Below are 13,365 nucleotides of genomic sequence, written 5' to 3'. Positions count from 1 at the left end.
TTCTCGAAGGCACGGCCATCGATGTCTGCTGCCGACTTGACGCCCAGCTCGATTTCACCGGCGTCTTTGTAGACGTCGTCGCCCTGCGCTTCGTGGGTGTACGGCGCGCTGGTTTCGCCAGCCTTGATGGTGACGGTAGCGTTGTTGCTCAGGTCACGACCAGGTCGTGAGCCAGCGCGGTGTTGATGTGCACGGTGAAGGTCGGCTTCACGTTCTCGGCGACCGATACCTGATCAGCCGTGATGGTGACTTTGACCAGATCACCTTCGTTGCCAGCGCCTGGAGTACCCGAGCCTGGCTCGTCGGTGACAGCGGTGCTGACTGGGGTCTTGTCCAGAACCAGGTTTTCGAACTTGCCAACATCGGCGCCGTCGACGGTGGCGATCGATTTGATCACCGCGTCGTTGGTACCGACGTAGACGTTGTCCGGAGCAGTCACGGTGGTGAAACCGCTGGTGCTGTTGGCCGGCACAGTAATGACGGTGGTGCCATCGCTCAGGGTGAAGGTCAGCGCCGAATGCTTGTCGATCGGCAGACCGTCTTTGTTGGTCAGGGTGATGGTGTAGGTGATTGCACCACCTTCGGTAACCGAAGGGGTGGCAGTCAGCTTGGCCACGACATCGTCGGTGGTGTCAGTCACTTTGACCGACGCCGCGTCGCCCAGCTGCAGATTCTCGAAGGCACGGCCATCGATGTCTGCTGCCGACTTCACGCCCAACTCGATTTCACCGGCGTCTTTGTAGACGTCGTCACCCTGCGCTTCGTGGGTGTACGGCGCGCTGGTTTCGCCAGCTTTGATGGTGACGGTAGCGTTGTTGCTCAGCGTCACGACCAGGTCGTGAGCCAGCGCGGTATTGATGTGAACGGTGAAGGTCGGCTTCACGTTCTCGGCGACCGATACCTGGTCAGCCGTGATGGTGACTTTGACCAGATCACCTTCGTTGCCAGCGCCTGGAGTACCCGAGCCTGGCTCGTCGGTAACAGCAGTGCTGACCGGCGTCTTGTCCAGAACCAGGTTCTCGAACTTGCCAACATCGGCGCCATCGACGGACGCGATCGACTTTATCACCGCGTCGTTGGTACCGACGTAGACGTTATCCGGAGCAGTCACGGTGGTGAAGCCGGTGGTGCTGTTGGCCGGAACCGTGATGACGGTGGTGCCGTCACTCAAGGTGAAGGTCAGCGCCGAATGCTTGTCGATCGGCAGACCGTCTTTGTTGGTCAGGGTGATGGTGTAAGTGATCGCACCACCTTCGGTAACCGAAGGGGTGGCAGTCAGCTTGGCCACGACATCGTCGGTGGTGTCAGTCACTTTGACCGACGCCGCGTCGCCCAGCTGCAGGTTTTCGAAGGCACGGCCATCGATGTCTGCTGCCGACTTCACGCCCAACTCGATTTCACCGGCGTCTTTGTAGACGTCATCGCCTTGCGCTTCGTGGGTGTAAGGCGCGCTGGTTTCGCCAGCTTTGATGGTGACGGTAGCGTTGTTGCTCAGGTCACGACTAGGTCGTGAGCCAGCGCGGTGTTGATGTGGACGGTGAAGGTCGGCTTCACGTTCTCGGCGACCGATACCTGGTCAGCCGTGATGGTGACTTTGACCAGATCACCTTCGTTGCCAGCGCCTGGAGTACCCGAGCCTGGCTCGTCGGTAACAGCAGTGCTGACCGGCGTCTTGTCCAGAACCAGGTTCTCGAACTTGCCGACATCGGCACCGTCGACGGTGGCGATCGATTTGATCACCGCGTCGTTGGTACCAACGTAAACGTTGTCCGGAGCAGTCACCGTGGTGAAACCGGTAGTGCTGTTGGCCGGCACGGTGATGACGGTGGTGCCGTCGCTCAAGGTGAAGGTGAGTGCCGAGTGCTTATCAATCGGCAGACCGTCTTTGTTGGTCAGCGTAATGGTGTAGGTGATCGCACCACCTTCGGTCACCGAAGGCGTCGCGGTCAGCTTGGCCACCACGTCATCGGTGGTGTCGGTGACTTTGACCGAAGCGGCGTCACCCAGCTGCAGGTTCTCGAAGGCACGACCGTCAACATCGACGGCGGACTTGATGCCCAGCTCGATTTCGCCAGCGTCTTTGTAGACGTCATCGCCCTGCGCTTCGTGGGTGTACGGCGCGCTGGTTTCGCCGGCCTTGATAGTCACAACCGCGTTGTTGCTCAGGGTCACGACCAGGTCGTGAGCCAGCGCAGTGTTGATGTGAACGGTGAAGGTTGGCTTGACGTTCTCCGCCACCGATACCTGGTCAGCAGTAATGGTGACTTTAACCAAGTCGCCTTCGTTGCCGGTCCCCGGAGTACCCGAGCCAGGCTCATCGGTGACAGCAGTGCTGACCGGCGTCTTGTCCAGAACCAAGTTCTCGAACTTGCCAACATCGGCGCCATCGACGGTCGCGATCGACTTTATCACCGCGTCGTTGGTACCGACGTAGACGTTATCCGGAGCAGTCACGGTGGTGAAACCAGTGGTGCTGTTGGCCGGGACCGTGATGACGGTGGTGCCGTCGCTCAGCGTGAAGGTCAGCGCCGAGTGTTTATCAATCGGCAAGCCATCTTTGTTGGTCAGCGTAATGGTGTAAGTGATTGCACCGCCTTCGGTGACCGAAGGGGTGGCGGTCAGCTTGGCCACGACATCGTCGGTGGTGTCGGTGACTTTGACCGAGGCCGCATCGCCCAGCTGCAGGTTCTCGAAGGCACGGCCATCGATGTCTGCTGCCGACTTGATGCCCAGCTCGATTTCGCCGGCGTCTTTGTAGACGTCATCGCCTTGCGCTTCGTGGGTGTAAGGCGCGCTGGTTTCGCCAGCCTTGATGGTGACGGTAGCGTTGTTGCTCAGGGTCACGACCAGGTCGTGAGCCAGGGCAGTGTTGATGTGAACGGTGAACGTCGGTTTGACGTTTTCCGCCACCGAAACCTGATCAGCGGTGATGGTGACCTTGACCACAGTCGCCTTCGTTGCCTGGGGTACCCGGCTCGTCAGTCACAGTGGTGCTGACTGGAGTCTTGTCCAGAACCAGGTTCTCGAACTTCCAAGCATCAGCGCCGCTAACCGATTGCAGGCTCTGCTCTACCGGCGGGTTAGCGCCGGTGTAGACGTTGTCCGGCGCAGTCACGGTAACCGAACCGGTGGTGCCGTTGGCCGGTACGGTGATGACCGTTTTGCCGTCACTCAGGGTGAAATACAACGGCGCGTGGTTGTCGATCGGCAGACCGTCTTTGTTGGTCAGGGTGACGGTGTAGGTGATCTCGCCGCCTTCAGTGACCGAAGGGGTGGCGGTCAGTTTGGCGATGACATCGTCAGTGGTATCGGTAACTTTGACCGATGCCGCGTCGCCCAGCTGCAGATTTTCGAAGGCACGACCGTCAACATCGACGGCAGACTTGATACCCAGGCTGATTTCGCCGGCGTCTTTGTAGACGTCGTCGCCCTGCGCTTCGTGGGTGTACGGCGCGCTGGTTTCACCCGCTTTGATGGTGACAGTAGCGTTGTTGCTCAGCGTCACGACCAAGTCGTGAGCCAGGGCAGTGTTGATGTGAACGGTGAAGGTCGGTTTGACGTTCTCAGCAACCGAAACCTGGTCGGCGGTAATGGTGACCTTGACCACGTCGCCTTCGTTGCCCGGCGTTCCTGGCTCGTCAGTCACAGTGGTGCTGACCGGGGTCTTGTCCAGAACCAGGTTCTCGAACTTCCAGGCGTCAGCGCCGCTGACCGCCTGCAGGCTCTGCTCGACCGGTGGGTTAGTGCCGGTGTAGACGTTGTCCGGGGCAGTTACGGTAATCGAACCGGTGGTGCCGTTGGCCGGAACGGTGATGACCGTTTTGCCGTCACTCAGGGTGAAATACAACGGCGCGTGGTTGTCGATCGGCAGACCGTCTTTGTTGGTCAGGGTGACGGTGTAGGTGATCTCGCCGCCTTCAGTGACCGAAGGGGTGGCGGTCAGTTTGGCGATGACATCGTCAGTGGTATCGGTAACTTTGACCGATGCCGCGTCGCCCAGCTGCAGATTTTCGAAGGCACGACCGTCAACATCGACGGCAGACTTGATACCTAGAGAGATTTCACCGGCATCTTTGTAGACGTCGTCGCCCTGCGCGTCGTGAGTGTATGGCGCGCTGGTTTCGCCAGCCTTGATGGTCACAACCGCGTTGTTGCTCAGCGTCACGACCAGGTCGTGGGCCAGGGCAGTGTTGATGTGAACGGTGAAGGTCGGTTTGACGTTTTCCGCCACCGAGACTTGGTCAGCGGTGATGGTGACCTTGACCACATCGCCTTCGTTGCCAGGGGTACCCGGCTCGTCAGTGACAGTGGTGCTGACTGGAGTCTTATCCAGAACCAGGTTCTCGAACTTCCAGGCGTCAGCGCCGCTGACCGCCTGCAGGCTCTGCTCGACCGGTGGGTTAGCGCCGGTGTAGACGTTGTCCGGCGCGGTCACGGTAATCGAACCGGTGGTGCCGTTGGCCGGTACGGTGATGACCGTTTTGCCGTCACTCAGGGTGAAATACAACGGCGCGTGGTTGTCGATCGGCAGACCGTCTTTGTTGGTCAGGGTGACGGTGTAAGTGATCTCGCCGCCTTCGGTGACCGAAGGGGTGGCGGTCAGTTTGGCGATGACATCGTCAGTGGTATCGGTCACTTTGACCGACGCCGCGTCGCCCAGCTGCAGATTTTCGAAGGCACGACCGTCAACATCGACGGCAGACTTGATACCTAGAGAGATTTCACCGGCATCTTTGTAGACGTCGTCGCCCTGCGCGTCGTGAGTGTATGGCGCGCTGGTTTCACCGGCTTTGATAGTGACGGTAGCGTTGTTGCTCAGGGTCACGACCAGGTCGTGGGCCAGGGCAGTGTTGATATGGACGGTGAAGGTCGGTTTAACGTTTTCAGCCACCGAGATTTGATCGGCGGTAATGGTGATCTTGACCACATCACCTTCGTTGCCTGGGGTACCCGGCTCGTCAGTGACAGTGGTGCTGACTGGAGTCTTGTCCAGAACCAGGTTTTCGAACTTCCAAGCATCAGCGCCGCTAACCGATTGCAGGCTCTGCTCTACCGGCGGGTTAGTGCCGGTGTAGACGTTGTCCGGCGCAGTCACGGTAACCGAACCGGTGGTGCCGTTGGCTGGTACGGTGATGACCGTTTTACCGTCACTCAAGGTGAAGTACAACGGTGCATGGTTATCGATCGGCAGACCGTCTTTGTTGGTCAGGGTGACGGTGTAAGTGATCTCGCCGCCTTCGGTGACCGAAGGCGTGGCAGTCAGCTTGGCCACCACGTCATCCGTGGTGTCGGTGACTTTGACCGAAGCCGCATCGCCCAGCTGCAGGTTTTCGAAGGCACGGCCGTCAACATCGACGGCAGACTTGATACCCAGGGAAATTTCGCCAGCGTCTTTGTAAACGTCGTCGCCCTGCGCGTCGTGAGTGTATGGCGCGCTGGTTTCGCCAGCCTTGATGGTGACGGTGGCATTGTTGCTCAGCGTCACGACCAGGTCGTGGGCCAGGGCAGTGTTGATGTGAACGGTGAAGGTCGGTTTGACGTTTTCCGCCACCGAGACTTGGTCAGCGGTGATGGTGACCTTGACCACATCGCCTTCGTTGCCAGGGGTACCCGGCTCGTCAGTGACAGTGGTGCTGACTGGAGTCTTATCCAGAACCAGGTTCTCGAACTTCCAGGCGTCAGCGCCGCTGACCGCCTGCAGGCTCTGCTCGACCGGTGGGTTAGCGCCGGTGTAGACGTTGTCCGGCGCGGTCACGGTGACCGAACCGGTGGTGCCGTTGGCTGGTACGGTGATCACCGTCTTGCCGTCACTCAAGGTGAAGTACAACGGTGCATGGTTGTCGATCGGCAGACCGTCTTTGTTGGTCAGGGTGACGGTGTAAGTGATCTCGCCGCCTTCGGTGACCGAAGGGGTGGCGGTCAGTTTGGCGATGACATCGTCAGTGGTATCGGTCACTTTGACCGATGCCGCGTCGCCCAGCTGCAGATTTTCGAAGGCACGACCGTCAACATCGACGGCAGACTTGATACCCAGGCTGATTTCGCCGGCGTCTTTGTAGACGTCGTCGCCCTGCGCTTCGCGGGTGTACGGCGCGCTGGTTTCGCCAGCCTTGATGGTGACGGTGGCATTGTTGCTCAGCGTCACGACCAGGTCGTGGGCCAGCGCGGTGTTGATGTGAACGGTGAAGGTCGGCTTCACGTTCTCGGCGACCGATACCTGGTCAGCCGTGATGGTGACCTTGACCACGTCGCCTTCGTTGCCCGGCGTGCCTGGTTCGTCGGTGACAGCGGTGCTGACCGGGGTTTTGTCCAGAACCAGGTTCTCGAACTTGCCGACATCCGCGCCATCAACAGAAGCGATCGATTTGATCACTGGGTCGTTGGTACCGACGTAGACGTTGTCCGGGGCAGTCACCGTGGTGAAACCAGTGGTGCTGTTGGCCGGCACGGTAATGACGGTGGTGCCATCACTCAGGGTGAAGGTCAGCGCCGAGTGCTTATCGATCGGTAAGCCATCTTTGTTGGTCAGGGTGATGGTGTAAGTGATCGCACCGCCTTCGGTAACCGAAGGCGTGGCAGTCAGCTTGGCCACCACGTCATCCGTGGTGTCGGTGACTTTGACCGAAGCCGCATCGCCCAGCTGCAGGTTTTCGAAGGCACGGCCGTCAACATCGACGGCAGACTTGATACCCAGGGAAATTTCGCCGGCGTCTTTGTAAACGTCGTCGCCCTGTGCTTCGTGGGTGTATGGCGCGCTGGTTTCGCCCGCTTTGATGGTGACGGTAGCGTTGTTGCTCAGGGTCACGACCAGATCGTGAGCCAGGGCAGTGTTGATGTGAACGGTGAAGGTCGGTTTGACGTTCTCAGCAACCGAAACCTGGTCGGCGGTGATGGTGACCTTGACCAGGTCGCCTTCGTTGCCCGGCGTGCCTGGCTCGTCAGTAACAGTGGTGCTGACCGGCGTCTTGTCCAGAACCAGGTTCTCGAACTTCCAGGCGTCAGCGCCGCTGACTGCCTGCAGGCTCTGCTCTACCGGTGGGTTAGCGCCGGTGTAGACGTTGTCCGGCGCGGTCACGATAATCGAACCGGTGGTGCCGTTGGCCGGTACGGTGATGACAGTTTTGCCGTCACTCAGGGTGAAATACAACGGCGCGTGGTTGTCGATCGGCAGACCGTCTTTGTTGGTCAGGGTGACGGTGTAAGTGATCTCGCCGCCTTCGGTGACCGAAGGGGTGGCGGTCAGTTTGGCGATGACGTCGTCAGTGGTGTCAGTGACTTTGACCGATGCCGCGTCGCCCAACTGCAGGTTCTCGAAGGCACGACCGTCAACATCGACGGCAGACTTGATACCCAGGCTGATTTCACCGGCGTCTTTGTAGACGTCGTCGCCCTGCGCGTCGTGAGTGTATGGCGCGCTGGTTTCGCCAGCCTTGATGGTGACGGTGGCATTGTTGCTCAGCGTCACGACCAGGTCGTGGGCCAGGGCAGTGTTGATGTGAACGGTGAAGGTCGGTTTGACGTTTTCCGCCACCGAGACTTGGTCAGCGGTGATGGTGACCTTGACCACATCGCCTTCGTTGCCAGGGGTACCCGGCTCGTCAGTCACAGTGGTGCTGACTGGAGTCTTGTCCAGAACCAGGTTCTCGAACTTCCAAGCATCAGCGCCGCTAACCGATTGCAGGCTCTGCTCTACCGGCGGGTTAGCGCCGGTGTAGACGTTGTCCGGCGCAGTCACGGTAACCGAACCGGTGGTGCCGTTGGCCGGGACGGTGATGACCGTTTTGCCGTCACTCAGGGTGAAATACAACGGCGCATGGTTGTCGATCGGCAAGCCGTCTTTGTTGGTCAGGGTGACGGTGTAAGTGATCTCGCCGCCTTCGGTGACCGAAGGGGTGGCGGTCAGTTTGGCGATGACATCGTCAGTAGTATCGGTCACTTTGACCGAAGCGGCGTCGCCCAGCTGCAGGTTCTCGAAGGCACGGCCATCGATGTCTGCTGCCGACTTGATGCCCAGCTCGATTTCACCGGCGTCTTTGTAGACGTCGTCGCCCTGCGCTTCGTGGGTGTACGGCGCGCTGGTTTCACCCGCTTTGATGGTGACGGTAGCGTTGTTGCTCAGGGTCACGACCAGGTCGTGGGCCAGGGCAGTGTTGATATGGACGGTGAAGGTCGGTTTAACGTTTTCAGCCACCGAGATTTGATCGGCGGTAATGGTGACCTTGACCACATCGCCTTCGTTGCCTGGGGTACCCGGCTCGTCAGTGACAGTGGTGCTGACTGGAGTCTTGTCCAGAACCAGGTTTTCGAACTTCCAAGCATCAGCGCCGCTAACCGATTGCAGGCTCTGCTCTACCGGCGGGTTAGTACCGGTGTAGACGTTGTCCGGGGCAGTTACGGTAATCGAACCGGTGGTGCCGTTGGCCGGGACGGTGATGACCGTTTTGCCGTCACTCAAGGTGAAGTATAACGGCGCGTGGTTATCGATCGGCAGACCGTCTTTGTTGGTCAGGGTGACGGTGTAAGTGATCTCGCCGCCTTCGGTGACCGAAGGGGTGGCGGTCAGTTTGGCGATGACGTCGTCAGTGGTATCGGTAACTTTGACCGATGCCGCGTCGCCCAACTGCAGGTTCTCGAAGGCCCGACCATCGATGTCTGCTGCCGACTTGATACCCAGGCTGATTTCACCGGCGTCTTTGTAGACGTCGTCGCCCTGCGCTTCGTGGGTGTACGGCGCGCTGGTTTCACCCGCTTTGATGGTGACAGTAGCGTTGTTGCTCAGCGTCACGACCAAGTCGTGAGCCAGGGCAGTGTTGATGTGAACGGTGAAGGTCGGCTTGACGTTCTCAGCAACCGAAACCTGGTCAGCGGTGATGGTGACCTGCACCAAATCGCCCTGGTTGCCGGTACCTGGAGTACCCGAACCCGGTTCGTCCGTCACAGAAGTAGTGACGGTTTCACCATCCAGAGTCAGCTTCTCGAAGCTGTCTGCACCCGAAACCGACTCAAGCTTGTTGGCAATAGCGGCCTGGCCGCCGACGTACACGTCATCGTTAACCGTGATGGTCGCGGTACCAGAGGCACTGTCAGCCGGAATCGTGACTTTTGTGCCGTCGGTCAGGGTGAAGGTCAGTGCCCCGTGCTGAGTGACCGAAAGCCCCTGCGCGTTGGTCAGCGTGACGGTGTAGGTCACCTGGCCGCCTTCCGCCACAGTCGCCTTGTCGACAGTCAGGGTTGCAACAACTTCGCTGATGGTGTCCGAAATCTCGACGGTAGCTGGGCCGCCGATGGCCAGATGCTCGAAGGTTGCACCCGAAACAGTGGCATCGGTGACGCTCAGCGTCACGGAACCCGCGTCCTTGATGACGTCATCGCCCTGAGCCGGGGTCTTATACTCGACTTCGGTCTTGCCGGCCTCGATGGTGACGGTTTCGCCATTCGACAGGGTCACAGTGAGCGGACGGTCCAGCGCCTGGCTCACTTTGATCGTGAAGGATGGCTGCTGGTCTTCAGTGACATTACCGTTACTGACGATGCTTACGTTTACGGTATCGACACTGTCATTGATTACAGTGGACGCTGGGGTTGGGTTCGGCGTGAGTTGCTCGAAGTTGCCACCAGTAGCGTCCTTGATCGTGACACTTACGGTTGAGCCGTTGTTGTAGACGTCATTGGCCGGGGTCTGGAAATCAACGCTGCCCTGGGTCTTGCCAGCTTCAACGGTGATGGTCTGGCCATTGGACAGAGTCACGGTTACCGGAGTCTGGGCAGGGTTGCTCAGGGTCACGGTGTAGGTGATCACGCCACCTTCGGTCACCGAAGGGTTGGCCGTAAGGGTCGCAGTAGTGACGTCTACCGAATCATTGATCGTGGTCTGAGCCGGGGTCGGGTTCGGCGTCAGTTGCTCGAAGTTACCGCCAGTAGCGTCCTTGATCGTGACACTTACGGTTGAGCCGTTGTTGTAGACGTCATTGGCCGGGGTCTGGAAATCAACGCTGCCCTGGGTTTTGCCAGCTTCAACGGTGATGGTCTGGCCATTGGACAGAGTCACGGTTACCGGAGTCTGGGCAGGGTTGCTCAGGGTCACGGTGTAGGTGATCACGCCGCCTTCGGTCACCGAAGGGTTGGCCGTCAGGGTCGCAGTAGTGACGTCTACCGAATCATTGATCGTGGTCTGAGCCGGGGTCGGGTTCGGCGTCAGCTGCTCGAAGTTGCCGCCAGTGGCACCGGTGATGGTGGTGCTAACGGTCGAGCCATTGTTGTAGACATCGTTGACCGGGGTTTGGAAATCAACGCTGCCCTGGGTCTTGCCGGCCTCGACGGTGATGGTCTGGCCGTTCGACAGGGTCACGGTGACTGGAGTCTGGGCAGGGTTGCTCAGGGTCACGGTGTAGGTGATCACACCGCCTTCGGTCACCGAAGGGTTGGCCGTCAGGGTCGCAGTAGTGACGTCTACCGAATCATTGATCGTGGTCTGAGCCGGGGTCGGGTTCGGCGTCAGTTGCTCGAAGTTACCGCCAGTAGCGTCCTTGATCGTGACACTTACGGTTGAGCCGTTGTTGTAGACGTCATTGGCCGGGGTCTGGAAATCAACGCTGCCCTGGGTTTTGCCAGCTTCAACGGTGATGGTCTGGCCATTGGACAGAGTCACGGTTACCGGAGTCTGGGCAGGGTTGCTCAGGGTCACGGTGTAGGTGATCACGCCGCCTTCGGTCACCGAAGGGTTGGCCGTCAGGGTCGCAGTAGTGACGTCTACCGAATCATTGATCGTGGTCTGAGCCGGGGTCGGGTTCGGCGTCAGCTGCTCGAAGTTGCCGCCAGTGGCACCGGTGATGGTGGTGCTAACGGTCGAGCCATTGTTGTAGACATCGTTGACCGGGGTTTGGAAATCAACGCTGCCCTGGGTCTTGCCGGCCTCGACGGTGATGGTCTGGCCGTTCGACAGGGTCACGGTGACTGTAGTCTGGGCAGGGTTGCTCAGGGTCACGGTGTAGGTGATCACACCGCCTTCGGTCACCGAAGGGTTGGCCGTCAGGGTCGCAGTAGTGACGTCTACCGAATCATTGATCGTGGTCTGAGCCGGGGTCGGGTTCGGCGTCAGTTGCTCGAAGTTACCGCCAGTAGCGTCCTTGATCGTGACACTTACGGTTGAGCCGTTGTTGTAGACGTCATTGGCCGGGGTCTGGAAATCAACGCTGCCCTGGGTTTTGCCAGCTTCAACGGTGATGGTCTGGCCATTGGACAGAGTCACGGTTACCGGAGTCTGGGCAGGGTTGCTCAGGGTCACGGTGTAGGTGATCACACCGCCTTCGGTCACCGAAGGGTTGGCCGTCAGGGTCGCAGTAGTGACGTCTACCGAATCATTGATCGTGGTCTGAGCCGGGGTCGGGTTCGGCGTCAGTTGCTCGAAGTTACCGCCAGTAGCGCCGGTAATTGTGGTGCTAACGGTCGAGCCGTTGTTGTAGACGTCATTGGCCGGGGTCTGGAAATCAACGCTGCCCTGGGTCTTGCCGGCTTCAACGGTGATGGTCTGGCCATTGGACAGGGTCACGGTGACCGGCGTCTGAGCAGGATTGCTCAAAGTCACGGTGTAGGTGATCAAGCCACCTTCGGTCACCGACGGGTTGGCAGTCAGGGTCGCGGTAGTGACGTCTACCGAATCATTGATCGTGGTCTGAGCCGGGGTCGGGTTCGGCGTCAACTGCTCGAAGTTACCGCCAGTGGCACCGGTGATGGTGGTGCTGACGGTCGAGCCGTTGTTGTAGACGTCGTTGGACGGGGTCTGGAAATCAACGCTGCCCTGGGTCTTGCCAGCCTCGACGGTGATGGTCTGGCCGTTCGACAGGGTAACAGTGACCGGCGTCTGGGCAGGGTTGCTCAGGGTCACGGTGTAGGTGATCACACCGCCTTCGGTGACCGACGGATTGGAAGTCAGGGTCGCCGTAGTGACGTCCACCGAATCATTGATCGTGGTCTCGGCCGGCGCAGGGTTCGGCGTCAGCTGCTCGAAGTTGCCGCCAGTAGCACCGGTGATGGTGGTGCTAACGGTCGAGCCATTGTTGTAGACGTCGTTAGCCGGCGTCTGAAAATCAACGCTGCCCTGGCTCTTGCCAGGCTCAATGGTGATCGTCTGGCCATTGGACAGGGTCACGGTCACCGGCGTCTGAGCAGGGTTGCTCAGGGTCACTGTGTAGGTGATCACACCGCCTTCGGTTACCGAAGGGGTGGCGGTCAAGGTCGCCGTGGTGGTGTCGATGGTATCGGTAATCTGCGTAACCGCCGGCGTTTGCGGCAGGGTCACGATCAGACCGTTACCACCGGTGGTGCCGGTTACGGTGGTCGAAATCTGACCACCGTCGATGTACGGCGTGTCATTGGCCGGGATGGTGACGTTGACGCTACCGCTGGTCTGCCCTGCCGGAATGACGATCACTGCGCCGTTGGCCAGGGTGACGATCAGGTTGGACGTCGGCGCCTGGCCAACTGTCGCGGTGTAAACGATTACGCCACCCGCTTCGGTGATGGAAGGGGTGGCGTTGAGTACAAGAGCGGTGGAGACGTTGGTCTCCGTTGTGGGCGGAATGGCCTGGTTGTTGTTGCTGGTGTCCACCGCGCCAACGTCTTCATTGTCCAGCGCTGCGGCAAAGCCCAACGGGCCAGTCGGGAAGCCGATGCTCGGGTCGACCCGGCCTGCGGTCTCCTCAAGCATGACGAAGCTGTGGCCACCCCCCAGCGCACCGCCACCGCCTGCCGCTGCCGGGCCTGCTGCGGTAGCTTCAAGCTCGGTAGTCGGGTCGACACCTGCGGCGATCGCCTGCTGCAGCTCTTCAACCGACGGTGCAGCCTGCGCAGTGGCCTGGCTCAGGTCGGCGCTGCTGTAAGGCGCATCCGCGCTCCACTGACTGTCACGGCCCAGGTCGAGCATACGGCCGTCGGCCAACTCGAGGGTTACCGCGCCGCCTGGGCCGGTGAGGACTTCCTCACCCGCCAACAGGCGGTCACCTTCAATGAGTACACGCCGGATGCCCTCTGGGGATACCGCAATAACCTGGCCGACAATGCTTTTGACGATGGCTACAACGCTGCTCATTGGACTCTCCGTGTGACCCGATTGGGGTACTTCCCTGCCAGAGCGGCGCTCTTGAAAGCCACTTCAGGCGGAACTGTGTCGATTGATGTGTTGACGATTTTGACGTCAAAATTCCGTCTATAACTGTTTGGAATTAACTATCTGCCAAACTATTGACCTTATACTCGCCATCCTAAACAATCGGCAATGTAATGTCACATTGATATTTGCACCTTTGCCACCCCTTCCTTTAGTACTAATCCAGTGCCCGTCGGAAGTTCGCTCATCGGTCAGATCAG

At 59.6% G+C, this 13,365-nt stretch carries 3 protein-coding genes and 1 pseudogene; all 4 read right to left on the bottom strand.

The window, feature by feature from the left end:
* Positions 1 to 17 precede the first annotated feature (17 nt).
* Positions 18 to 128, bottom strand: a pseudogene (locus tag LOY53_RS26765) (immunoglobulin-like domain-containing protein); the annotation flags it as partial.
* Between the two features lie 20 nt (positions 129 to 148).
* Complete coding sequence (locus LOY53_RS26760) at positions 149 to 1,471, bottom strand: immunoglobulin-like domain-containing protein (protein WP_408981363.1); 1,323 nt, start codon at positions 1,469 to 1,471, stop codon at positions 149 to 151.
* A 20-nt stretch (positions 1,472 to 1,491) separates the two neighbouring features.
* Positions 1,492 to 2,946, bottom strand: coding sequence for an immunoglobulin-like domain-containing protein (locus LOY53_RS26755; protein WP_408981314.1), 1,455 nt, complete (start codon positions 2,944 to 2,946; stop codon positions 1,492 to 1,494).
* A complete protein-coding gene (locus tag LOY53_RS26750; RefSeq protein WP_408981313.1) occupies positions 2,921 to 13,087 on the bottom strand; it encodes a retention module-containing protein in 10,167 nt (3,388 codons plus the stop codon). Before LOY53_RS26750 ends, LOY53_RS26755 begins: the two co-directional genes overlap by 26 nt.
* Between the last annotated feature and the right edge of the window lie 278 nt (positions 13,088 to 13,365).

Origin of the sequence: Pseudomonas sp. B21-031 (assembly GCF_024748985.1) — a bacterium.
Classification (GTDB): domain Bacteria; phylum Pseudomonadota; class Gammaproteobacteria; order Pseudomonadales; family Pseudomonadaceae; genus Aquipseudomonas; species Aquipseudomonas kermanshahensis.
Note: the sequence above shows the minus strand (reverse complement) of the source record. Positions and strands in the feature narration are given on the sequence as shown.